Origin of the sequence: Limnobacter sp., assembly GCF_964228395.1 — a bacterium.
Lineage (GTDB): Bacteria > Pseudomonadota > Gammaproteobacteria > Burkholderiales > Burkholderiaceae_B > Limnobacter.
Genome location: NZ_CAXQZX010000129.1, coordinates 1 through 24,140 on the forward strand (window position 1 = coordinate 1; position 24,140 = coordinate 24,140).

Sequence of the window (24,140 nt, forward strand, 5' to 3'; positions counted from 1 at the left end):
ATGGTGCCTGTGCCCTACACCAGTGGCACCTACGGCCCGCCATCGGCCACGGCCATGGCTCTGCGAGCCGGGGCTTTGTGGTCTGAGGATGGCCTATGAGCAGCGACAAAGACCCCCACCTTCTAGAAACCTGCATCGCCAGTACCCGTGTTTTTGATGGGCAGTTGATGAAGGTCAATCGTGATGAAGTGCGCTTGCCCAATGGCGAACAATCGGTGCGCGAATACACGGTGCACCCAGGGGCCGTGGCCATTTTGCCAATTTTGGACGATGGTCGGTATGTGCTGGAGCGACAGTTTCGATACCCGTTGCACCGCGTGTTTTTAGAGATTCCTGCGGGCAAAATTGACCCGGGCGAGGACCCCCTGGCCACGGCGCACCGCGAACTGCTGGAAGAAACTGGCTATGTGGCGCAGCGCATGGACTTTATCACCACCATTCACCCGGTGATATCGTACTCGACCGAAAAAATCGAGTTGTATGTGGCGCGTGGTCTTACTTTGCAAGAACGGCAACTGGACCACAACGAGTTTTTGGATGTGGTGCTGGTGGAACCCGCCGAATTGCTGTCTCAAATTCGGGCGGGGCAGGTGAGCGATGTAAAAACAATTATTGCGGCACTGTGGATGCAACAGTGGGATGCTTGAGTTGAGCCAGCATGTGCGGCCAAATGGCCCGGTGGCTGGGGCGGAACATGTCCACATGCCCAATGGCGGGCAGTTTGAATTGTTCGGGTTTTATTTCAATCATGCGCGCCGGCGCTTGAGGGGCCAGCCGCATGATGTCTTGCACATTGGCCGGGGTGGCAATGGGGTCATCGCTGGCATACAAGTACACCAAGGGTGTGTTCAACTGCCGGTAAAAATGTTCTTGCACCCCTTGGCCAAATTCGTTTTCGACGTAGCCCGGGCTGCTGCACCATTTGGCCCACTGCAAACCCACCCCCTTGGGCAGGTTTTCGCCCCAACCGAATTTTTTGGAAGGCACATAACCTAGGGTGTTGGCGGTCAAGGGAATCATCAGTTTGAGCATGAGCCAAGCCGAAATTCGCCCCGGCCAACGCAGGCGCTTGACATAACCTGATGATGAGGCCACGGCCAAAGCGCGCTCGATTCGATGGTGGTTGTTCATCAAGCCAAGCAACTGGCCTCCAGCGCTGTGGCCAATCAACCAGGCTTTTTGAGCCCCGGTGTGCGACAGTAAAAAATCCAGCGCTGCAGGCATGTCGTAGAGCCCCCAGTCTTGCTTTTTGGCGGTGCTTTGCCGCACATGTGGCGCATTTAACGAGGCACCAATTCCACGATTGTCAAAGGTGAGCACCGTGTGCCCTTGCTCCATTAACCATGTGGCAAATCCCTTGTAAAAGCGCTGCGTGATGCCCGTGGCAGGCGCGATTAAAATGGGTGTGAGCGCCGATGGGTTTTGGGGTTGATAGATTACCCCGGCAAGGGTTGCCCCTTGGGCTTGAATGGAAACAGGGTTGATTTGGCTCACGTGCTTTCCTTTTGCATCGGATTGATTCAGAAAACCAAGGGCCACAGTGTAATTGGCAACGGTTGCCGGGTCAGTGACCCAATACGCAACACTTTGTTGCGCACGATGAATGAATGCTACACATGCGTAGTATCAAAAAATTCCTTGAGCAAGCCCTGCAGCAAACCCTTCACCCAGGTCAAAGCCACGCTGAAGGTCACTGGCCCCCAGTTGCTTTTTGGCCAAAATGGCTTGCGCAGTTTGGGCATGGGTACACACCACAAGGGCTGGTGCTATGGCGTTAAGCCGCCAGCCAGTGGCTATTCTTTGGATTTGTCGAACAGCACCCTGCCCATCGCTGCCAGCACACACCACGGTGGCAAAAGGGCGACCATTGATTTGATCCAGCACGTCGTAGTAGGTGCGGTCAAACAGATCTTTCATTAAACCGCTCATGCTGCCCAGCATTTCGGGCGCAGCAAACACGTAGGCGTCGGCTTGCAGTACATGCTCGCTGGTGGTCTCGGTTGCAGGCTGAACCAGCACCTTCACATTGGTTTCAGCGCTGGCGCCGTTGCCTACAGCTTGCGCCATGGCATGCGTGGCCCCAGTGCGGGAGTGGTAAGCGATCAGCAGGGTTTTCATGGTCAAATCGGGCATGACTAGGTGTTTTCAGTATGCCACGGGCCATTGGCGTGGCATTTAAGGAAGGGTGCCATGTGCGGCGGCATTGTGATAGCATTTTTGCGTTGTTAAGTACGATTCTGTCATGCGTCGAGTCACCGTCAGTGCCATGCTGTTGTTTGCGCTGCTCTTTCAGAGCCTGGCGCAGGCCATGCCATGTTGTGACGAAGGCCAAGGCATGGGCGATCGCGGGGCGATCGAGCTTGTGGTCTCGGATGCAAGCTCCCAAGACGCAAATGACCCATGCACAGTGGCCTCGCCCGTGTGCTGTGCAGTGCCCTCATTAATTCACGCCGACGTGCCTTTTAAATCATTGGCCATGGCCGCCGTGCATGTGCCCACGGTTCACCCCTTGGCCCTGAATTTACATCCCAGTTCGCCAGACCGGCCGCCCCGCGGCTAAAGCCCCAACCCCGATTTAACTGGGCCACCGCACATGCGGCATGGCCCCCGTTTGGTTTGTGTGCAGCCTTGCGCTGCACTGGAGGCACCCATGTTGGCAATTAAACCTTTAAAAATATTCGCTTGCGCCGCTCAGGCCATGGTCTTGGCGTGGGGCCCGGCCAGGGCAGAATCGCCCGAGCGGGTTGACAACGTCGAATACACCTTGGCACAGGCCTTGGCTGATGCGCCTGGTGTTGTCGACAACACAGTGCTTACGCTAGCCCAAGCCTTGGCACTGGCAGAGCAGCATTCGCAGGCCCTGCGCGCACAAGATTCCGCCATGCAGGCGGCGCGCCACCAGGCGGTCGCTGCCTCGCAGCTGCCCGATCCCATGCTGATGTTAGAGGTCAGCAATATTCCGGCCGATGGGCCTGATCAATTCAGCCTCGGCGCTGATTTCATGACCATGCGGGGGGTGGGCTTGTCGCAAACACTCACCCGGCAAAACAAGCGTCTGGCCCAAGCCGATGTGTTCAGCAAGGGGGCAGACCTGGAGCAGGTGCGAAAGTGGCAGGCGCTAAGCGAATTGCGCATGGGCGCCGCCCAGGCTTACCTGGATCACTTTTACCTTCAAGCCATGCTTGAACTGTTGCAACAGCAACGCACCGAGTTGGCTTTACAGGTGCAGGCGGCCGATGCCTTGTACCGCGCTGGCCGTGGGGCTCAGGCCGACTGGTTTGCTGCCCAAACTGAATTGGGTTTGATGGACGTGCGCATTCTGGACGCGCAATCGCAGTTGCAAAATGCCGCTGCTGAGTTGGCCCGTTGGTTGGGGGATGTCGCCCCCTTCAGGTCATTGATGGCGGTTGATATTAAGCGCACGGCGTTGGCCGGCAAGAACCTTCAAGCCGAGTTGGGCAGGCAGCCCCAGGTGTTGGCGCTTCAAACCCTTGCCCAACAGTTATATGCCGAGGCTGAGGTAAGGCAGCAGGAGAAAACCGCCGACTGGACTGTCTCGGTGATGTACGCGGGGCGAGGGCCCGCTTTTTCAGACATGTTGACCTTGGGCGCATCCCGCCCATTGTTTGTGGATGAAGACCAGCGGCAAAACCAAGCCCTGGCTGCAGCCAATGCCCGGGCTGCTCAAGCCCAGGCTGAGCGCACGGAGATGCTTCGGAAACAGGTGTTGCAAGTTCAGCGTTGGCAACAAACCTGGCAGAGCAACCTGAAGCGTCTGGAGGACTTTGACCGCAGCTTGATTCCCTTGACCCAGCAACGCACCGAGGCTGCACTGGCGGCGTACCGCGGTAACACCGGTGGGTTGGGCGATGTGTTGGCTGCCCGCCGAATGGCTTTGGACATGCGCATGGAGAAGCTTCGCATAGAAATGGAAACCGCCCGCTTGTGGGCACAACTTGAATACCTGATCCCTCCCGAGGTGCAACCATGAAAAAAACACACATTGCAATGGCCGTGTTGGCCGCTGGCGCCTTGGCTGGTGGTGGCTATGGCCTGTGGGCTTTGGGCATGAGTCAAGGCATGCAAATGATGTCTGCCCCAATTGGCGCGGCGCAAACCAACACCGAAGGCGGGGTGGCTGACAACCCTGCCAACTGGACCATTCCCCAAGGTGAGGCAGCCACTCGCCGCCACATGGCCACTGGCATCAAGGCCGGGGATGTGGATCCGCAAACCGGGCTGGTGGTTCAGTATTACCACGACCCCATGGTGCCGGGTCGCAAGTTTGACTCTCCGGGCAAAAGCCCTTTCATGGACATGATGTTGGTGCCTGCCTACGCTGGCGCTGGCGTTGCTGATGCAAGCTCGGTTCAAATCAGCCCCCGGGTGCAACAAAATCTGGGCATACGCACAGCCGTTGTTACCCAAGGCGCTTTGGCCACCGAGGTGATCACCAATGGCACGGTGCAGTGGAATGAGCGCGAGCGGGTGGTTATCCAGTCCCGCGCAACTGGGTTTGTGGAAAAGCTCAACGTGACGGCCACGCTGGACACCGTCAAGGCAGGCCAGCCTTTGTTGACCCTGTACGTGCCAGACTGGGTGGCCGCGCAGGAAGAATTTTTAGCCATTGCCCGCATGCAAGGCCAAGGCCTCGAGCCCTTGCTGGAAGCGGCACGCCAGCGCATGCGGCAGGTGGGCATGAGCCCGGCGCAAATTCGCTTGGTTGAGCAAAGTGGCAAGGTGCAACCCAGAATCGCCATCACCTCCCCTCGAGCTGGGGTGGTCACCGACTTGATGGTGCGCGAAGGCATGACCGTGCAAGCAGGCAGCACCTTGATGGATATCAATGGTTTGTCTACGGTGTGGGTACAGGCCGAGGTGCCAGAGGCTCAAGCTGCGTTGGTGCGCCCGGGCATGAGCATCAAGGCCCAAGCCCAGGCTTTGCCAGGCCAGCAATTTGAAGGTGAGTTGCAGGCTGTGTTGCCACAGGTCAACCCCAACACCCGCACTGTGTTGGCACGCATGGTGTTGAAAAATCCCAAGCAATTGTTGTTGCCCGGCATGTTTGTGCAGGCCACTTTGCTGGGCGGTCAACGCAGTGAAGGGGTGCTGGTGCCCAGCGAGGCGATCATTCGAACGGGCAAGCGATCGGTGGTGATGTTGGCTGGGGAGGACGGGCGCTTCTCGCCGGTTGAAATTAAAACAGGCCTGGAACAGGGCGGGCAAACCGAGGTGCTGCAGGGTTTGAAGGCGGGGCAGAGCGTGGTTTTGTCTGGCCAGTTCCTGATTGATTCTGAAGCCAGCCTGCGTGGCCTGGAGGCGCGCCTGAACACCGATGACCCTGGCGCTGCCGTGCATCGCACCGATGCGGTGGTGGAGGCTGTTGGGGAAGATTACATCACTGTGACCCACCCGCCCATGCCCAGCCTGGGGTGGCCCGAGATGACCATGGACTTTGCCCTGCCTGCCGAGGTTGAGGTGCCACGCTCCAGCCTGAAAGCCGGGTCGAGCGTCGACATGGAATTCCGCTTGGTGGAAGACGACATTCCCGCCGTGGTCAGCATTCAGCCCAAGAGCACACCATCCAGAGGGGGGGCACAATGATTTCCAGCATCATTCGGTGGTCGATTGCCAATCGGCTGCTTGTGTTGATTGCCACCCTCATCGTGAGCGCATGGGGTGTGGTGTCCTTGTACAAAACTCCCCTGGACGCGCTGCCTGACCTGTCGGATGTGCAGGTCATTGTTCGCACCAGCTACCCTGGCCAAGCGCCGCAAATTGTGGAAAACCAGGTCACCTACCCGCTCACCACCACCATGCTATCGGTGCCCGGGGCCAAGGATGTGCGGGGATTCTCGTTTTTTGGTGACAGCTTTGTGTACATCATTTTTGAAGATGGTGTGGATTTGTACTGGGCCCGCTCCCGCGTGTTGGAGTATTTAAACCAGGCGCAAAGCAGTTTGCCAGCGGCGGCCAAAAGTGTGCTGGGGCCCGACGCAACCGGCGTGGGTTGGGTGTACCAGTATGCTCTGGCCGACACCACCGGCAATTTGGACATTGCCCAGTTGCGGGCGTTGCAAGACTGGTTTTTGCGTTACGAATTAAAAACCGTCGAAAACGTGGCCGAGGTGGCGTCCATCGGTGGTTTTGTAAAGCAGTACCAAGTGGTGATTGACCCCCAAAAGCTGGCTGGCTATGGCATCACCTTGAACGAGGTGATCACCGCCATCAACCAAGCCAACCAGGAGGCCGGCGGTTCGGTGATCGAAATGGCCGAGGCCGAATACATGGTTCGCGCCACCGGCTATCTTGAAAACCTTGAAGACTTCAAAGCCATTCCCTTAAAAACCACGGCGGCAGGAATCCCGGTGCAACTGGGTGACTTGGCCTACATCCAAGTGGGGCCGGACATGCGCCGAGGCATTGGTGAGCTCAACGGCCTGGGCGAATCGGTGGGTGGCGTGGTGGTGATGCGCAGTGGCAAAAATGCGTTGCAAACCATCGATGCGGTGAAGGCCAAAATTGAGAGCCTGAAAGCTGGCCTGCCCGAAGGCGTTGAAATTGTGCCGGTTTATGACCGTTCAACCCTGATCAACAACGCCATTGACAACCTCAGCAACAAGCTGATTGAAGAATTCATTGTGGTGGCCTTGGTGTGCTTTGTGTTCTTGCTGCATTTTCGGTCTGCCTTTGTGGCGATTGTGTCGCTGCCGCTGGGTGTATTGGTGTCGTTTATTGTCATGGAGCAGCAGGGCGTAAATGCCAATGTGATGTCCCTGGGCGGCATTGCCATCGCTATTGGTGCCATGGTGGATGCCGCGCTGGTCATGATCGAAAACGCCCACAAGCACCTTGAGCAGTGGGGGCACGACCACCCGGGTGAAACCCTGCAAGGGCCCAAGCGTTGGCAGGTGATCGGCAACGCCGCTGTCGAGGTGGGCCCCGCACTGTTCTCTTCCCTGCTTATCATCACGCTGAGTTTTATTCCAGTGTTCACACTGGAGGCGCAGGAGGGCAAGCTGTTTGCACCCCTGGCCTACACAAAAACCTACGCCATGGCTGCGGCGGCGGGCTTGGCCATCACCTTGATTCCGGTGCTGATGGGTTACCTGATTCGCGGAAAAATTCCCCGCGAGGAAGACAACCCTTTAAATCGTGGCCTGATCGCCGCATACCGGCCTGCACTGGATGTGGTTCTGCGGTTTCCAAAAGCCACGGTGGCCGCGGCCACTGTGCTCCTGGTCGTCAGCTTGTACCCCCTTGCTCAACTGGGCACAGAGTTTATGCCACCGCTGGATGAGGGTGACCTGTTGTACATGCCCACGGCCCTCCCGGGGTTGTCGGTGGGCAAGGCTGCAGAATTGCTTCAGCAGACCGACCGGCTTATTAAAACCTTGCCTGAGGTGCAAAGCGTCTACGGCAAAGCAGGCCGCGCTGAAACCGCCACCGACCCTGCGCCTTTGGAAATGTTCGAGACCACCATTCAATTCAAACCCAAGGACCAATGGCGTGAAGGCATGACGGCCGACAAACTGGTGGAGGAACTGGACCGCATTGTGCGCGTGCCTGGCCTCACCAACATTTGGGTGCCGCCGATTCGCAACCGCATCGACATGTTGGCCACGGGCATTAAGAGCCCAGTGGGCGTTAAAGTCACTGGACCTGACCTTGCAACCATCAATCAAATTTCGGTGCAGGTTGAACAAGCTGTTAAAAATCTTGAAGGTGTAAGCAGCGCCTTTGCAGAGCGACTCACCGGGGGTCGGTACATCGACGTGGACATCGACCGTCAACTGGCCGCTCGCCATGGGCTGAACATTGCCGATGTGCAGGCCATCATCGCCAGTGCGGTGGGTGGCATGAACATCGGGGAAACCGTGGAAGGTTTACAGCGTTTCCCCATCAATGTGCGCTACCCCAGGGAACTGAGGGATTCTGTGAACGGCCTACGCAACCTGCCCGTGTACACCCCGGCGGGTCGGCAAATTGTGCTGGGTGAGGTGGCGCGCATTCAGGTGACCGATGGGCCCCCCATGTTGCGCAGCGAAAACTCTCGCCTGGCTGGTTACGTGTACATCGACATTCGCGGGCGAGACCTCAAATCCACCGTGAAAGACATGCAGCAAGTGGTGCGCGAGCAGGTGAACTTGCCACCCGGTTATTCCGTGTCGTGGTCGGGGCAATTTGAATTTTTGGAACGCGCCACTGCAAAGCTAAAGCTGGTGGTGCCTTTCACCTTGCTCATTATTTTTGTGTTGCTGTACACCACCTTCAAGCGCATGGACGAAGCTGCCCTCATCATGGGCACCCTGCCATTGGCCGGGGTGGGAGGCGCATGGCTGCTGTGGATGCTCGACTTTAACTTGTCTGTGGCGGGTGCCGTGGGCTTTATTGCCTTGGCGGGCGTGGCGGCCGAGTTTGGGGTCATCATGCTGCTCTACCTTAACCAGGCTTGGGCAAAGCGCATGGCGCAGGGGCAGTTGGGCGAGGAAAACTTGCTGGATGCCATTCGCGAAGGGGCGGTGCTGCGGGTGCGCCCCAAGGCCATGACGGTGCTTACCATTTTGGCTGGGCTTATTCCCATCATGTGGGGCACGGGCACGGGCAGTGAGGTGATGCAACGTATTGCCGCGCCCATGGTGGGCGGCATGATCAGCGCGCCTTTGTTGTCGATGTTTGTCATCCCTGCGGTGTTTTTGCTGCTGCGCCGTGGGCAGGCCAGCAAGGGCAGTGCTTAATTGCGCCACTGTGGCAGGCGAACATCCTGCCACACCGCCCACACCCGCAAGCCCAGCGTGGCCGTGACGCAACCCAGCATGTTCACGTAGGCGGGGCAACCCAACTCGCGCAGGCCAATGTACACCCAGCCGCCCACGAAGGCGCAAATGGCGTAGGGGCGGTGGTCTTTAAAGGCGTTGGGAATTTCGTTGCACACAATGTCGCGCAGTACTCCGCCAAACACGCCTGTGATCACCCCCATGAACACGGCGACCAAGGGTGGCATGTCCATGGTGATGGCTTGAAACACCCCAGCGGCGGTAAACAGGCCCAGACCCAGCGCATCAGGCCACTGAATTGCCCGCTCTGTAAATTCAAAATGCCGTTGGCGCATAAACAACATGGCCAGAATGCAAAGCACAAACACGGCCCAGAGCAACTCAATGTACTTCACCCAAAAAAACGGGCGTACATCCAGCAGCAGGTCGCGCAGCGTGCCTCCGCCAAATGCAGCCAAAAAGGCCACCACGCAAACACCCACGGCATCCAGCCGTTTGCGCGCGCCTTCTAAAATGCCGCTGAGCGCAAATGCAAAGGTGGCCACCACTTCAATGGCCAATTGAATGTGCTGGCTCAAGGGGCTGGGGTCTAAGGACATTGTCACAGGGGGTTTGGGTGGGTAAACGCCTGCATTGTGCACCAGGCGGGTGCGTAGGCCAAGCCCGCGCAAACCTCTGCCAGCGCCCCGTGCCTGCAGGCGTCGCATTTTGCACCCGGTGGTATTCTTGCGAAGGATGGTTTTGGGGTATAGGGGTATGGCGGCTTTTGCTTTGGTGGGCGATGTTGGTGGCACCCACGCGCGGTTTGGATTGGTGTGCCAACACACTGGCGCTTTGCTCCACATGGCGGTGTTGCCTGTGGCGCACTTTGACACCTTGCAACATGCCTTAAGGCATTACCTTCAAAGCCAAGGCTTGAACGGCGTGCAGAATGCTTGCATCGCGGTGGCCGCGCCTGTGTTGGGCGATCAAGTGCAGATGATTAATCACCACTGGAGGTTTTCGCAGCAAGCGCTTCAGCATGAATTGGGTTTTTCGAGAATGCTGCTTGTGAACGATTTCAAAGCCATGGCCATGGGCATGACTGTGATTGCTCCAGACTCTTTTTGCACCTTGCAACAGGGCAACGGCGACCCTCAAGCTCCCCGAACCGTGATTGGACCGGGCACGGGCCTGGGCACAGCGGCATTGGTGCGCCATGGTGATCAATGGCTCGCTTTGCCCGCGGAAGGTGGTCACGTTGGCTTTGCGCCACGTGACGCACTGGATGTTGCCGTATGGACCCGGCTAAACGAGCAATTTGGGCGAGCATCGGTGGAACGTATTTTAAGCGGCCCGGGCTTGCTCAACCTGTACCGAGCCATGGCAGACATTCAAGCCCAGCCTCCTGTATGCGGTGATCCACCCAGCATTGTGGAGGCCGCCAAACAAGGTGATGCTTTGGCCAGCGCCGTAGCGCATCGCTTTTGTAGCATTTTGGGGTCGGTGGCCGGCGACCAGGTGTTGGCCTTGGGTGCGCGCGGTGGCGTTTATTTGTGCGGTGGCCTATTGCCGCGTTTGCCGTTTGCCATGGTGCAAGCCGCTTTTCTGGAGGGGTTTATGGCCAAGGGGCGCTACCAGGGCTACGTGGCGGATGTGCCTGTGCACCTGTGCACGGCTCCCCATGCGGCGCTTCATGGGGCGGCGGCTTTGTTGAGCCAAGCCGCTTGACCTTGCCATGGTGTCAGGCTTTCCAATACAGTGAATTAAGTTATTTAAAATCAATGCCAAGGATTCAACATGCCCGGTTGCCAGCACCACTGCCATGCCAATGACGCCACTCAAAGCGCCGCCATCGACCCGGGGTTCCGCAAGGTGCTGTGGATCGCCCTCATCGCCAATGCGACCATGTTTTTCATTGAAGTCGGCGCCAGTTGGTCGGCCGGCTCGGTGTCGCTGTTGGCGGATTCGCTTGACTTTGGGGGCGATGCGGCCAATTACGCTTTGTCGCTCTTCGTCTTGGGGATGGCCCTGCAAACGCGGGCCAAAGCGGCCTTGCTCAAGGGCATCTCCATGGGTTTGTATGGCACTGGCGTATTGGCCTTTGCCGCATATGCTGCTTTTCAGGGAGATGTACCTTCGTATGCGACCATGGGCGTGGTCGGCGCGATGGCGTTGGTTGTAAACGTGGGTGTGGCCGCCATCCAGTATCGGTACCGCAACGGGGACTCAAATATGCGTTCGGTCTGGTTATGTAGCCGCAATGATGCAATCGGCAACCTGGCCGTGCTGGCTGCCGCCTTGTTGGTGGGGGTGAGCCAAACCGCCTGGCCCGACCTGGTGGTGGCTGCGCTGATGGCCTCTTTGGGCCTGAGCGCATCCATCAGCGTGATTCGCCAAGCGCGGGCGGAAATTAGCAGTTAAGGCCATAGGAATTAACATGAAAATCAGTGATGTTTCCAAAAAATTGGGCTTAAAACCCAAAACAATCCGGTTTTACGAGGAGCAGGGCTTGATTGCTCCGCAGCGGGCGGATTCTGGCTCCTGGTTCAGCAAGGGCAAAAATCGTGTGTTTGCGCAAGAAGACTTGTCCCGGCTGGATTTTGTCAAGAAGGCCCGCGAACTGGATTTCTCGATCAAGGAAATTCAGTCTGTTCTTGAGCATTACGATCAAGGCCCCTCTTGCGGATGTGGAGCGCGAAGCAAGGTGGATGAGTTATTGAAACGCAAGTTGGATGAAGTGCGTGAACTGCAGCACAGCCTGAAGAGTCTTGAAGAAAAGTTGCTTGAGATTCGCAGCAACAACGCGGCAATTGCTTCCCGGTTTGCCGACGCGCCCGATGAGCCGCAAGGCGAGTTTTTGATTGCAGACTACATTTTGCCTGTCTCTGATGGTGACAAAAAAAAGGATTGACCTTCCAGTGACTGGAACATTCACCATGAAGTTTGGGAATGTTCCCACGTGCTTTAAAGGAGTTTTTATTATGAAAGTTAAATTGTTTGCTGCTACCGTTGGCGTGTTTGGCTTGGTGACTGCGGCCTTGGCCGCATGCCCGCTGTGCGCATGAAGTAATGAATGACCGGGCTTTTTTAAGCCCGGGCAGCACAATGCGGGGGTTCGACCGGTTGTCCCATCATTAAGGCTTTGGGTTGTGCCACGTAAGTGCCAAACGATCGAAAAAGTCTGACATCATGTTATTTATATATGAATTGTTAATCATATATAAATAAGTAAAATCCGTCCATGCAAAGTGTGAAGAAAAGTCAGCCATGGTTTGCAAAGGTACAATTGGCCGACACGGAAAGCATGGTGGCATTTTTTTAATGGAATCGACCAGGACCAACACAATGTTGTTGCGCAAAGTTTTAAGCCCCACAAACTGCTGGATCGCGGGCGTGTCGATTTTCATCATGGCTTTCGCCAACGGCAGCTTCCTCGGCAGGCTTGTGGATGTGTATCCGCCTAGCGAAGGCAACCTGCTGTTTCTAGCATCCGTGTTTTTGTTGTTTACGCTGGCCACCACTTTGTTGTTGGTTTGGCTGTGCCATGGACGTGCAGCCAGGTGGGTACTGGCTTTTTACCTGCTGGCTTCCAGCATGGCCGCGTATTTCATGTCGGCCTACGGCACGGTAATTGACCAGACCATGCTGGAAAACACATTGCAAACCAACGCGGCCGAAGCAGGCGACCTGTTTTCAGTGTCCCTGCTGTTGTACTTGCTTGGGCTTGGTCTGTTGCCGGCCTGGTGGGTACTGCGTCGCATGCCCAAGGCAGAAGGCTTGCTCACTGAAATGCGTTCCAAAACCTTGTTCAGTGTGTGTTTGCTGCTTGCCATGGCGTTGCTTGTCGTTCCTTTCACATCCCAGTACGCGTCTTTTTTCCGTGAACACAAAAGCCTGCGCTTTTACGCAAACCCAACCTATTTCACCTACTCTGCCATTCGCCTGGTTAGCAGCAAACTGAAAGGCAGCGTTGCACCCACTGTTGTTCAAGCTGTGGCGCCTGATGCGAGATTGAACGATGAACCCGCGCCTCATCTGAAAGAGCTCGTGATTCTGGTGGTGGGCGAAACCGTCCGGGCCGACCGTTTCTCGCTCAACGGATATGGAAAAAATACCAATCCGGCTCTGGCCAAAGAAGAGGTGGTATCGCTGACCCATGTCACCTCTTGCGGTACGTCGACCGCAGTGTCGGTGCCCTGCATGTTCTCTCTGGCTGGGCGCGAGGGCTTTGATGGTGAAATGGTGAATGAATTCGAAAATGTGCTTGATGTGCTAAGGCGCGAAGGCGTTGAAATTTTGTGGCGCGACAACAATTCAGACTCCAAAGGTGTTGCTACGCGCTTGCCTTATGAGAATTTTCGCGACCCTGCCATTAACCCGGTGTGCGATTCTGAATGTCGGGACATTGGTATGCTGGACGGCCTCGAAGACCACATACGCAAACACCCCGGCAAAGACTTGCTGATCGTGCTGCATCAAATGGGCAATCATGGCCCTGCTTATTACAAACGATACCCACCAGAATTTGAGCGTTTCACACCCGTGTGCAAAACCAATGAGTTGTCAAAATGCACGGATGAAGAAATCAACAACGCCTACGACAATGCAATTCTGTATACCGATTATTTTCTGGCAAAAACCATTGAATTGCTGAAAAAATTTGATGCAAGCCATGAAACCGCGATGCTGTATGTGAGTGATCACGGTGAATCGCTAGGCGAAAAAGGCATGTACCTGCACGGCGCACCTTACCTGTTTTCGCCCAAGGAACAAACCCATGTTGCATCGCTTTTGTGGTTTGGTAAAAACTTTGACTATCACCTCAATGATTTGAAGCTGGTCAAGGATTACCCCTTCACCCACGACGATCTGTTTTGTTCCCTAATGTTGACTTTTGAGGTGGAAAGTTCGGTGTGTACCCAGCGAACCAGTGCCGTGAAAGCGTATTTCGAACAGCAACAGCAAGCAAAGTAACGCCCCAGCACAGCCAGGCGGTGGCCAGCACATGGCTTACAAAGTGGGCCCCTTTGGCAATCTGAACTCCGCCTGCAAGGCCACCCAGAACCATCACGCCAATGGTCAACCGGGAGCGTCGCTGCTTTAGCCAGGGCATTGAACTGTAAAGCAGCACAATCCACATGAATGCTGTGGACGCATGCCCGCTGGGAAAGCATTTCCCAGGCCCCGGGTTGGCAACAACCGGGGTGTGCTGGAACAGTCGAAAGTAGTCGGCCGTTCCTCCATATTGGTATAAATCCCAAGGGCAACTGTGTGCAGACTGGGCTTTCAGCACGCTCACCACCAGGGAAGCAAGCAAACTGGTTATCAGGATGAAAACAATTTCCCTGCCCTGGCTTTGCCTAACCGATTGCAGGCTCAGAAGCGACAAGAAGCCCAGCCAGATTAGTGCTGCAACCCAGCGCAAGCCGTCGTGCAACAGCAGACTGAGCACACGGTTTTGCTTCAGCGGAAAAACAGATGCTTGCGGGTCAAAAAACACATTGGACAAGGCTTGATCCCCGCCGGTGTAGCGGTTGAGAAAAAAAATGAATACACCCAGCAATGCCCAGACTGCCCAGTGTTTAGTGTGAAAAGGTTGTTTCCAGAGCAAGCTGATCTCCATGCCCACTTGATTGGCTTTCAACTGAATAGTGAAAGAACGAATTGACGGTTGATTAATACCAATTGGGATGACCAATTCGGAATATCACAGGGGTGGCTTAGCGCAGATCTTGCTCACGGCTAAAGCACCATGTTTTTGATATCGACCTTGGCCTTCAAGCGGTTGGCCAACAAAAATAAACCACCCAGCTTGCGGTGTATAAACAGGCAGTCCACCGGCGGGGCGTGCCAAAATTTTCGGTCATCAGCAAGGGCCATGCCCTTGTCGCGAATGCGTGCTGCAAGGTCCGTGGTGCCAAATGCAAAACCACCGGGTGTGCACAGCGGCACGCAGGCCAACTCCATCAGGTCTAGCACCAACTCGCGGTGATGGGGCATGGTGGTGTCGTCAAAATAGCCTATGTGCATGGCTGCTTTTTCCAGGCCATGCCGGTCGCTCTTCAGCGCAGCTTTAATCACCAACTCGTATCCATGCACCAGTTTTTTTGTAAAAGCACGGGTGGCCCCAAAATCCAGAAGAACCACTTTTCCTGTTTTGGGGTTGTAGCGGTAATTTGCGAAATTGGGGTCGGTTTGCATCAGCCGCATGTTGAACAGCTCTAAAAACAGCAGCTCAAACAAATGGCCGGCCACCTTGTCACGTTCAGCCTGTGGCGCGTCAGCAAGTGCCTCTATGGGCTGGCCTTCCAGGTAGCGCATTGCCAAAATGTTTTTGGTGCTTAAGTCACGTTCAACTGTGGGCAGGTCAAAAGCAGCGTGGTCGCCCAAAGCCCGGGTGTAGTGCTCAATGCAATTGGCTTCCCGCAGGTAGTCTGCCTCTTCGTGCAATTGCTTTTTGGCTTCCTTCAGCAGGGCGGTTAAATCAAAAGTTTTCGGCACCAAGCCCGTGAATCTTAAAATACTGGCCACATTGTCGATGTCGCTGTTGATGCTGTCGCGCACGCCGGGGTACTGAATTTTAATGGCAAGCAAGTCACCATTCAGGCTCACCGCTTTGTGCACTTGGCCAATCGAGGCGGCAGCCATGGGCACCAGGTCGAATTCTTTCACTTTGCTTTGCCAGTCGCTTCCCCATTCGGCCTGTAGCACACCGAGCAACTGGGCGCGTGGCATGTGTTTGGCGTCTTGCCGCAGGCGGGCCAGTATCTCGGTCAGTTGGGGTGGCAATATGTCCCCGGTGTCCATGGAGATCAACTGCCCCAGCTTCATGGCCGCTCCCCGCAGGTTGGCCAATTGCTCGGCCACGCGTTTGGCATTTTTTGGGGTGAGTAATAGGTCGCTGAGGCGTGGGCGTTTGCCCATGGCCAGTTGCTTGGTGCCGTTTTTTACTACCGAGCCAGCCACGGTGGTTGCCAAAGCCCCAAAACGGCTCAAGCGGGCCAGTCGGCTGGCGGGGACTGCTGACTCATTTGTATTGCCAGGGGCTAGAGGTTTCTTGCTAGACGACATGAAAAAACTGCTTTAGCGCAAGTAAGGCATTCATGTTAAAGCAAAAGGCGCCTGCAATGGAAACCGCGGGCGCCCCTCAATATCTGGCCAAGGAAACCAGCTTCAAAGAATTAGGTTGCATCGCCTTGAGTCAGGTCAACACGATCGATTTTGCTCAACACCTCGGCACGAGTGACTGTTGATTTGAAGGTTTGTTCGATGATGGACGCGTCACCCGCTGCAATATCGAGGTCGCCATTTTTCACCGCCTTTTTATACTCGTTCAATACGGCTTGACGGGTAGCCTGGGGAAGAACATTAGAGGCACTGTAGACATGACCTGTTCCATCACCCTGTTGGGTCGCGGGATTGGCCAAGACCACAGCTGGCAGAGAGGCGGAAAAGGCAAGTACGGAAGTAGCGATCAAGCGACGTGTATTCATGGTAATACTCCTTTTGAATGACTTCATAAAACTTTTGCCGTTGCATTAATGCGTTGGCACAATTCACACTTTACGCAAACTCAAATTACCAAGCACCCACAGAAAAATTACAAATTTGTAATTTAAAAAAAATCAATCGACACATATACTTAACGCTATGTATGTTCACTTCGAATACCGTATAAGCCATGAAAATCCTGGTAATTGAAGACGAAAAGAAGCTGGCCAGTTATCTTCAAAAAGGCCTCAGTTCAGAAGGATTTGTGGTGGATGTTGCACACACCGGCATTGACGGTTTGCATTTGGCCACGGAGGGCCTTTACGACCTGATTGTTTTGGATGGCATGCTTCCCGATCTGGATGGATTGGGTGTGTTGGCTGCCTTGCGTCAAAACATCAACATTCCTGTGCTCATGCTGACCGCTCGTTCAATGGTTGAAGACAGGGTCAAGGGTTTGCAGGCCGGCGCAGATGATTACCTCACCAAACCATTTGCTTTTTCTGAATTGGTGGCGCGTGTTCATGCCTTGGCACGCCGTACTCAGGGACTAACAACCACGTCGGCAGAGAAAAGCCATTTAAGTTTGGCCGATTTGGAGTTGGATGCGGTAAAACGCCAAGCAAAGCGTGCTGGGCAAGACCTTCGCCTCACGGCAAAAGAGTTTAGTTTGTTGTGGTTACTGTTGCGTCGAAAAGGCGAAGTGCTGTCCCGTACTGAATTGGCCGAGCTGGTGTGGGATATGCATTTTGACAGTGAAACCAATGTGGTAGATGTCGCAGTTCGCCGCCTACGAAGCAAAATGGATGAGCCCTTTGATCTTCCGCTTTTGCACACTGTGCGTGGCATGGGTTACGTCTTGGAGCAAAGGGTGGTTGAGCCGAACACGGAGAACCTATCATCGTGAGGCGTTCGATCGCTAAACGTTCGTCTTTGCAAATGTCGGTCCTCAGTATTTTTGGGGTGGTGTTGATCGCGTTTTTCGGCTACCACTGCGTGTGGATGTGGCAAGAAGTGCGTCACCAAGAGGCACTTGAACGTGCTGCTGTAGCAATTGAACAAGTGTTGACCCGCAACAGCGAGTTGTTACCCACAGAAATGTGGAGGAGAGTGGACGAACTACTGGTCAGCATAGGCAATGTACGCGCCAAGGTTTACGGCGTGGAAGGTCAGGTTTTGTATGGTCCACAGGTCTTGTTGAGTCAAGTTAAACACAAAGAAACACTCTTCTTTCCCCTGGAAAATCTTGGTGGGGCCATGCCGATCCAGCGTCTAGAGTTAGCGATGGACATTTCCGAAGACAGGAAGTTTTTGAATTTCATCGGAGCAATGTTTGCAGTGGCCGCTTTGGTATGGGGAGTCTTGGTGATGTTGCTAAGCGGAACACTCGCTCGCTTTGAATTAAAACCATTGAACAAATTCGGCCGAAAAATTTCTGAGCTTGACCCATCGGATCTAAGCTTGCGAATCAAAGGGGACGGGGAACCGGAAGAGCTTTATCCGGTGATCGAGCAGTTCAATAGATTGATGTGCAAGGTTGAACAGCATCAAGAACAGCTGCGTTCGTTTAATTCAAATGTGGCGCATGAGCTAAATACCCCGCTCTCAAGTCTGACTGTGAGTCATGAGCTATTGCTTCGTGAAAAATACCCAAATCCGGATCATTTGAAAGAAGCATTGCATAGCCATCTTGAAGAATTACAGCGCATGAACCGCATCATCCAAAGTATGCTGTTTTTGTCGCATGCCAGCCAAGGGCAATACAAAGACTTCCGGTTGATTGACAAGCTGAGTCAGCCCGTCATGGTTGTGATGGATTACATGGAAGCCATGCTTGAAGAAAAAGGACTGCACTTTGAGCTACGGGGGGATGCCAGTGCTCGGGTGGACACTGAGTTGATTAAGCGTGCCTTATCCAATTTGGTTTCTAATGCCATTAGATATGCCAATCCAAAAAGCACTATTCAAATCAAAATCGATCACGAGCAAGCCAATCACTTGGTGCGTTTTACGGTCAGCAACGAAGGCGAGTGTATTCCAGAAAACAGCGTTCCTCATTTGTTTGAGCCGTTTTATCGCGTTGATAAATCGCGAAGCGAAAGTGGGCAAAATCACGGTCTGGGTTTGGCAATTGTGGCGGCCATCGCTCGCCTGCATGGAGGTGAGCCGTTTGCTCAATGTGATGGTCAGTGGGTGCGAATCGGATTTACAGTAAGGCGCGTTTAAACTGAAAGGTCTGGGTTACACCTTAATCATAGTGAGTTCGCCTGCGGAGTAAACCTTCGGGCTTTGGGCGCGTTGACGGTAAAGGATCGCTCTTTAACCACTCTTTTTGTCAGGTGTGCTGCCCATGTTCAAGCGTAATCACTCCAGCCACGGCTCCCTGTTTAATCCACCCCCCAAGTACGCAGGCCTTAAAAAATTTCTTGTATTGGTTGTGGTCTTTGCAATGGTGGTGGTGGCCCTTGGCGCTGCCTTCATGGGCTTTCAGAATTACAAAATGCAAGCGCCCATTGAGCGTACTCTGGCCTACGCGGGCAAGAATGCATGTGAGTTTCGCTTCGAGGGCACTGGCGTTAGCCTGATGCAAAGCCACTGCGAGCACAACAAAGGCGTGTATGTCATGACCACCACGGGCATGATGACGGCACCGCTGATCGACCCGTCGGTGGAGGCATTGCTCAATCAACATGGTTGCGATGCCCCCAACCGTTGTCAGTTTCACCTCTCGCTGGGGCGAAAGGCCGTTCAAGGGCAATTTGAATACACCATCAATGGTCAGCAGGGGTTTTATGAATTTCGCTGGCCCAAAGACGACGAACCCCAACTGGTCAAGTCTTCGACTGCATCCAGCAACATTTAAGCCTTGCGCTGGGGTTGAAGTTCATTTAAAGCCGCCACAATCTCCGAGATTTTTGGCGGTTTGGCCAGCACCTTGTTCACATGCCGCATAGACTCATGTTCAAAATCCAATTGCCTGGCCCAGCCCGTGAGCATGTAAATCGGGCACTTGGGTGCCATGGCTCGCACCGCCTCTGAAACCCGAATACCATCCATGCCTGGCATGCCGAGGTCGGTGATCACCACATCCACAGGCTGTTGGGTTTGCAGGGCGTGTTCAAAAGTTTGCACACCCTCGCGCCCCGACTCACACACACTCACGTAAAACCCACGTGCGCGCAGGCCATCGGCCAAGGCTTGCAGCACCTTCACGTCGTCGTCAATCAACAGCACATGCATGGGGCCCGTTGGCGCAGCGAGGGCAGCAGGTTCAGGAGCTTTGGCCTGCAGACGTGCGTGTGCAGGTAAACACAAGGTAACGGTGGTGCCTTCGCCCACACGGCTGTCTACGTCCACCTTGCCTTGCATGCGCTGCACAATGCCGTACACCATGGCAAGGCCCAGCCCGGTGCCTCGTTCGCCTTTGGTGGTGTAGAAAGGCTCCAGGCAGCGCTTGCGGGTTTCTTCGCTCATGCCAATGCCGTTGTCCTGTACCGACAGGCAAAGCCAGCTTTGTTTTTCACAGGTTTTCATCTGTGCCTTCAATACGATGCGCCCGCCGGTGGGCAGGGCGTCCACCGCATTGAAAATAAGGTTAATCAGCGCCTCGCGCAGTTCCGATTCTGGCGCCTCAACGGGTGGGATTCCTGTTTCGCATTCCAAGTTGAATGCAATGCGCAGTCCGCTTTTTTGCGGCATGTCGTGCCAGCGCGCCCGTGTCAGCTCCCGGCATTGTTCGCAAATTTGGGCAATGTTGATTGGTGACAGGGTGGGCAAATCGGCGCGACCGCGGGAAAATTGACTCATGCGCTCCACGGTGCGAGACACATCTTCGATGGCCAATTGAATGGTCGACAGTTGTTTTTTACCGCGTTCAGACAAGCCCACTTCACTGTTGAGCAGGGCATCGGTGTACAGGGTCACAGGCGAAATGGCGTTGTTGATGTCGTGGGCAATACCGCCTGCCATTTCGGCCAGTGCGCGCAAACGCTCCTGTTGCAGCACCAGTTGTTGGGTTTGCTGCAGGTTGTCGTAGGCACTCTGAAGCTCTTTGAGCAAGCTGGTTTGTGCCAGCGCCAGGCCCACGTGTTCAGCCAGTTGCCTTAAAAAATCCAGTTCCTCTTGCGAAAAGGCATTCAAACCTCGGCGGGCCACGGCGATCACTCCGAGCACTTTGCCGTCTTTCATCAATGGCGCCAGCACCATGCTGTCCAGCCCTGCTTTGCCGTGCATATCCTCGCCGGTTAGACAAAAGCTGCTCCCCAGGTTGGGCTGGTAAACAAACTCCCCGGCAATGGCGCGTGCCAGGTGCACGCCCCGGGCGGGCACGGGCTGGTGTAAAAAGAACCCAATTTCAGCAGCCATGGGTTCGGTGTTCTCGCCCATGGACATGAAGGTGATGGTTTGCGCATCAGGGTCATAGGCCGCCGTCAGGCTAAAGTCGGCCGGTAGTTCCCGTTCAATCGATCGGCTCACCACCTGGTAAATGCTGGCCAGGTCATCCCGGGCACCAATGGCGCGTGTGATTTCGTTCAGCAAATTCATTCTGGCCAACTGGGCACGGCTGCGTCGCTCCGATTGGCGGATGTGGGTCATGTCCGTTAGTCCGCCAATCATTCGGATAGGTTTGTTTTTGCTGTTGCGGATGATATTGCCGCGGTCCAGCACATCCACCCAACCACCATCACCATGCAAAAAGCGGTACTCCTCCTGCCATCGTTCCTGGCCATTTTCCAGAGCCTCGTTCAGGCTTTTCAACACACGGTCCAGGTCATCGGGATGCACTCGGGATTTCCACGATCCAAGAATTGGCGTGAACTTGTCAATGCGATGCCCAAATTGCTTCTCGTAGCCATCGCTCCACCACAATTGATTGTTCACAATGTCCCAATCCCAAATGCTGTCGCGAGTGGCGCTGGCCACCAGGCGGAAACGCTCTTGGCCCTCCTTCAAAGCCGCTTCGGCGTGCTTTCGTTCCGTGATGTCGCGTTCAATGGCCACCCAATGCGTGTACCAGCCCGATTCGTCACTCACCGGTACAATGTCCAACTCCAGCCAAAAGGTCTCGCCGTTCTTGGTGTAGTTGATCAACTCTTCCCGAACGGGTTTCCATTCCTGCAGGGCTTTGCGAATGCGGTCCAGGGTATCGCGTTGGGTCTGTTCACCCTGCAAAATTCGGGGTGTTTGTCCTATCACTTCCTCGCGCGAATAGCCGGTGCGACGCACAAAGGCCTCGTTCACATACAAAATTCTCGGGCCTGGGTCATTCACTGGTTCGGCCTCGGTGATGATCACAATGTCGTTCAAGCGTTCTACACAGGTTTCGAGTAGTTTTAAGCGCTCGGCATTTTTATTGCGCTCGTCGGCGTGAATAATCCTGTCCAGGGTGAAAGACAAATTGTTGCTCACTGCTTTCAGCAGTTGCGTGACTTCTGGGGTGAAAAAATGCACGCCAGAGCCAAACAGCACCAAACTGGCCCTTAGCAGCCCATCAGCGTGAATGGGCAAAATGGCAAAAGACTCCAAGCCCTCTTGCAAGGCTTGGGCATGCCACATGGTGGCCTGGGGTTCATCGGCCACGTTTTGGCAAATATAGAGCGAACCGCTGCGAAGGCGTTGTACCAACACATCGTCTTTGGGCAGGGTGGTCGACGCCATGATGCGGGGCACAAACTCTTGTTGTGCACCATCGGCTGCCAGCACGCGCAGGTCCCCGACGGCTTTGTCGTACTCGCAAACCCAAGCCAGCGGCAGCCCGCCCTTGGCGCAAAAAATACTGCACACTTGTTGGTAGAGCGTCTTGGGTTGGGTAAATTTTCGGGCTGCATCGTGCAGCTTTTGTTGAGCCTCAAGCAGCCCATTCATGTATTTCAGGGTTAAGGCATTAACCTTCGACTCCGTGATGTCCTGGAAGGCCCCCTGCACTCGCACAATCTCACCCTGCGTGTTGCGCACCGCCTCACCCACCACCCGGGCCCAAAATCGCCTGCCTGTGCTGCTCACCAACTCGGGCTCCATTTCAAAGGGTGTACCTTCCCTGCTGCATTTCAACAGGGCCTGATGCACCAGGTCACGCCACTTCCCAATGTAGAACTTCATGCCTTCTTCGAAGCTGGCTGGCAACTGGCCTTGCGGCAAGTCCAGCATGTCAAAGATCTCCTCCGACCAATACAATTTCAAAGGCTCGTCAAGGTCAATGGCCCAGCCGCCCAGCCTGGCCAGGCGACCACCAATGCGCTGCAACGCCTCTGTGCGGGCCAAATGGTCGGCGGCTTTACGTCGCTCTGTGATGTCCCTCTGTATGGAGGCAAAGTAGGGCACGCTGCCGTCGGCGGCCACCACCGGTACAATATCCATTTCAAGCCAGTGCGGCTTGCGGCTTTTTCCATAGTTCACCAGTTCGGTGTGCACCGATTTGCCTTGCTCCAGGTCCGCCCGAATGCTCTTTAGCGTATCGGGGTCAGTCAATGGCCCTTGCAACATGCGCGGGCTTTTACCAATCACCTCTTCTCGACGGTAGCCTGTGATGCGCTCAAAGGCCGAATTCACATAAACAATTCGAGGCCCTGGAGAGGTCAGCGGGCTGGCCTCGGTGATCATCACAATGTCATTTAAGCGCTCCACGCAGGCATCCAGCAATTCCATGCGCTTGGGGTGCCTGGCCAGGCCCACAATGCGAGGCGTGGTTTTAACGGGGGGGGTGGGCTGCGTTTTGTCCGCTTTGCGATGTCGCATGGGCAGGGTGAATGTAAAACTTGCGCCTTCGCCGGGCACCGAGTGCGCTTGTATGTACCCCCCATGACGTTCAATGATGCGCTTCACATTGGCCAGCCCCATGCCATGCCCTTGAAAATCATGGGCGTTGTGCAAGCGCTGAAACGGCTTGAACAGTCGGTCAATTTTGTCTGGGTCAAAACCTGCGCCGTTGTCGCTGACGCAAATATCAACCATCTCGCCATCGACAGTGGCCTCCACCGTGATCTCGGGCACATCCCGAATCTGGCTAAATTTCACCGCATTTGAGAACAAATTGGTGAACACCTGCTCCAGCAAAGATTCATCACCCTCCAGCTCGGGCATCTGCCCAATGTGCCAAATGGTTTTTGTTTCCTGCTGACCCGCTTCCACTTGTGCCCGGGCTTTTTCAACCACCTCGCCCAAGGCCACCATTTGAACCTTTAAATCCCCAGTGCCCAGTCGTGCAAAAGCCAGCAGGTCAGACACCAGTTGCCCGCCTCGTTCACTCGTTTCACCAATTCGATTTAAATAACGAAGTTCCTGCTCATCCAGCTTGTTCGCTGCACGGCGCTGCAAACTGCCTGCAAACCCCTGAATGATGTGGATCAGCGAATTCAGATCATGCGCCACCCGCCCGGCAAAAGTGTCCAGCTCCGCATTCAACTCTGTCAGGCGTTGGTTGCTGTCGGCCATGTACTCCAGCAGTGCCTTGTTTTCACGCCGCAAACGCCGCACCTCCAAGGCGCGGTGAATCACTGGCATGATGTCACTCACCTTGAAGGGTTTCAAAATGTAGTCAAGCACGCCCACCTTCATGGCGTCTACGGCGGTTTGTATGCTGCCATGGCCAGTCATCAGCACAGCACACAGGTCGGGGTCGATGGCCTTGGCTTGCTGAACCAGGTCCAGGCCGCTCATGCCGGGCAAGCGCAAATCAGTTAAAAGCAGATCAAAAGCCTCCACCCGCAGAGCCTCCAGTGCCTGCTCGGGGTCAGGGTAAGCCCTCACGCCAAAGCCTGCATCTTGCAATAGACTGCTCAAGGCCTCCAACTGGGGTCTTTCGTCATCCACCAGCAGCAGGCGGGTTTGGTCGAGCATGGTCACTCCGGGTTGGTCGACGATTTTTTGGTTTCACACACCCCAATATACTTG

Annotated in this window: 19 protein-coding genes; 12 read left to right on the forward strand and 7 right to left on the reverse strand. The window is 55.1% G+C overall.

Annotation, left to right across the window (positions count from 1 at the left end; all coding sequences use genetic code 11):
• The first annotated feature begins 95 nt into the window (after positions 1-95).
• Positions 96-647, forward strand: a complete 552-nt coding sequence (locus ACEQU8_RS10870; protein ID WP_370263539.1) for an NUDIX domain-containing protein — start codon at positions 96-98, stop codon at positions 645-647.
• On the opposite strand, the gene ACEQU8_RS10875 is transcribed toward ACEQU8_RS10870, so the two are convergent.
• Together ACEQU8_RS10875 and ACEQU8_RS10880 are read right to left on the reverse strand one after the other, a co-directional pair.
• Positions 610-1,494, reverse strand: coding sequence for an alpha/beta fold hydrolase (locus ACEQU8_RS10875; protein ID WP_370263541.1), 885 nt, complete (start codon positions 1,492-1,494; stop codon positions 610-612). The genes ACEQU8_RS10870 and ACEQU8_RS10875 overlap by 38 nt on opposite strands.
• 132 nt (positions 1,495-1,626) lie before the next feature.
• Complete coding sequence (locus ACEQU8_RS10880; protein WP_370263687.1) at positions 1,627-2,118, reverse strand: flavodoxin family protein; 492 nt, start codon at positions 2,116-2,118, stop codon at positions 1,627-1,629.
• Positions 2,119-2,242: 124 nt separating this feature from the next.
• Between ACEQU8_RS10880 and ACEQU8_RS10885 the strand changes: the two genes are divergently transcribed.
• The 4 genes from ACEQU8_RS10885 to ACEQU8_RS10900 all read left to right on the forward strand — a co-directional run bounded on the left by ACEQU8_RS10885 (position 2,243) and on the right by ACEQU8_RS10900 (position 8,738).
• Positions 2,243-2,560 carry a hypothetical protein gene (locus ACEQU8_RS10885; RefSeq protein WP_370263542.1) on the forward strand — a complete coding sequence of 106 codons (318 nt, stop codon included), beginning with the start codon at positions 2,243-2,245 and terminating at the stop codon, positions 2,558-2,560.
• 90 nt (positions 2,561-2,650) lie between these two features.
• Positions 2,651-3,991, forward strand: coding sequence for a TolC family protein (locus tag ACEQU8_RS10890; protein ID WP_370263543.1), 1,341 nt, complete (start codon positions 2,651-2,653; stop codon positions 3,989-3,991).
• Positions 3,988-5,604 carry an efflux RND transporter periplasmic adaptor subunit gene (locus tag ACEQU8_RS10895; RefSeq protein ID WP_370263545.1) on the forward strand — a complete coding sequence of 539 codons (1,617 nt, stop codon included), beginning with the start codon at positions 3,988-3,990 and terminating at the stop codon, positions 5,602-5,604. Before ACEQU8_RS10890 ends, ACEQU8_RS10895 begins: the two co-directional genes overlap by 4 nt.
• Entirely contained in the window at positions 5,601-8,738 is a 3,138-nt protein-coding gene (locus ACEQU8_RS10900) for an efflux RND transporter permease subunit (protein WP_370263546.1), read from the forward strand. The genes ACEQU8_RS10895 and ACEQU8_RS10900 overlap by 4 nt, the downstream gene beginning before the upstream one ends.
• Here the strand turns inward: ACEQU8_RS10900 and ACEQU8_RS10905 are convergent.
• Positions 8,735-9,376, reverse strand: coding sequence for a trimeric intracellular cation channel family protein (locus ACEQU8_RS10905; RefSeq protein ID WP_370263688.1), 642 nt, complete (start codon positions 9,374-9,376; stop codon positions 8,735-8,737). The genes ACEQU8_RS10900 and ACEQU8_RS10905 overlap by 4 nt on opposite strands.
• 157 nt (positions 9,377-9,533) lie before the next feature.
• On the opposite strand from ACEQU8_RS10905, the gene glk reads away from it, so the two are divergent.
• The 4 genes from glk to ACEQU8_RS10925 all read left to right on the forward strand — a co-directional run bounded on the left by glk (position 9,534) and on the right by ACEQU8_RS10925 (position 13,733).
• A complete protein-coding gene (gene glk / locus ACEQU8_RS10910; protein WP_370263548.1) occupies positions 9,534-10,487 on the forward strand; it encodes a glucokinase in 954 nt (317 codons plus the stop codon).
• 69 nt (positions 10,488-10,556) lie between these two features.
• The gene (locus tag ACEQU8_RS10915; RefSeq protein WP_370263549.1) at positions 10,557-11,180 is read left to right on the forward strand and encodes a cation transporter; all 624 of its coding nucleotides are present in this window, start codon (positions 10,557-10,559) and stop codon (positions 11,178-11,180) included.
• A gap of 16 nt (positions 11,181-11,196) precedes the next feature.
• On the forward strand, positions 11,197-11,670 hold the full coding sequence (locus ACEQU8_RS10920) for a MerR family transcriptional regulator (RefSeq protein WP_370263550.1): 474 nt from the start codon (positions 11,197-11,199) through the stop codon (positions 11,668-11,670).
• Positions 11,671-12,104: 434 nt separating this feature from the next.
• Complete coding sequence (locus tag ACEQU8_RS10925; protein ID WP_370263552.1) at positions 12,105-13,733, forward strand: phosphoethanolamine transferase; 1,629 nt, start codon at positions 12,105-12,107, stop codon at positions 13,731-13,733.
• On the opposite strand, the gene ACEQU8_RS10930 is transcribed toward ACEQU8_RS10925, so the two are convergent.
• From ACEQU8_RS10930 to ACEQU8_RS10940, 3 genes are all read right to left on the reverse strand, one after another.
• Positions 13,615-14,457 (reverse strand): phosphatase PAP2 family protein, encoded by an 843-nt coding sequence (locus tag ACEQU8_RS10930; protein ID WP_370263555.1) that lies wholly within the window; start codon positions 14,455-14,457, stop codon positions 13,615-13,617. The genes ACEQU8_RS10925 and ACEQU8_RS10930 overlap by 119 nt on opposite strands.
• Positions 14,458-14,501: 44 nt before the next feature.
• Entirely contained in the window at positions 14,502-15,830 is a 1,329-nt protein-coding gene (locus tag ACEQU8_RS10935) for an ABC1 kinase family protein (protein WP_370263557.1), read from the reverse strand.
• A 110-nt stretch (positions 15,831-15,940) separates the two neighbouring features.
• Positions 15,941-16,252, reverse strand: a complete 312-nt coding sequence (locus ACEQU8_RS10940; RefSeq protein ID WP_370263558.1) for a hypothetical protein — start codon at positions 16,250-16,252, stop codon at positions 15,941-15,943.
• A gap of 188 nt (positions 16,253-16,440) precedes the next feature.
• Here ACEQU8_RS10940 and ACEQU8_RS10945 point away from each other — a divergent pair, with 188 nt between their 5' ends.
• The 3 genes from ACEQU8_RS10945 (at position 16,441) to ACEQU8_RS10955 (ending at position 19,113) form a co-directional block, all read left to right on the forward strand.
• Positions 16,441-17,157 (forward strand): heavy metal response regulator transcription factor, encoded by a 717-nt coding sequence (locus tag ACEQU8_RS10945; RefSeq protein WP_370263560.1) that lies wholly within the window; start codon positions 16,441-16,443, stop codon positions 17,155-17,157.
• On the forward strand, positions 17,154-18,476 hold the full coding sequence (locus ACEQU8_RS10950) for an ATP-binding protein (RefSeq protein WP_370263562.1): 1,323 nt from the start codon (positions 17,154-17,156) through the stop codon (positions 18,474-18,476). Before ACEQU8_RS10945 ends, ACEQU8_RS10950 begins: the two co-directional genes overlap by 4 nt.
• Positions 18,477-18,600: 124 nt before the next feature.
• Complete coding sequence (locus ACEQU8_RS10955) at positions 18,601-19,113, forward strand: hypothetical protein (RefSeq protein WP_370263564.1); 513 nt, start codon at positions 18,601-18,603, stop codon at positions 19,111-19,113.
• On the opposite strand, the gene ACEQU8_RS10960 is transcribed toward ACEQU8_RS10955, so the two are convergent.
• Positions 19,110-24,086: a PAS domain S-box protein gene (locus ACEQU8_RS10960; protein WP_370263567.1), complete on the reverse strand. Its 4,977-nt coding sequence runs from the start codon at positions 24,084-24,086 to the stop codon at positions 19,110-19,112. The two genes, ACEQU8_RS10955 and ACEQU8_RS10960, sit on opposite strands and share 4 nt — an antisense overlap.
• Positions 24,087-24,140: the final 54 nt, after the last annotated feature.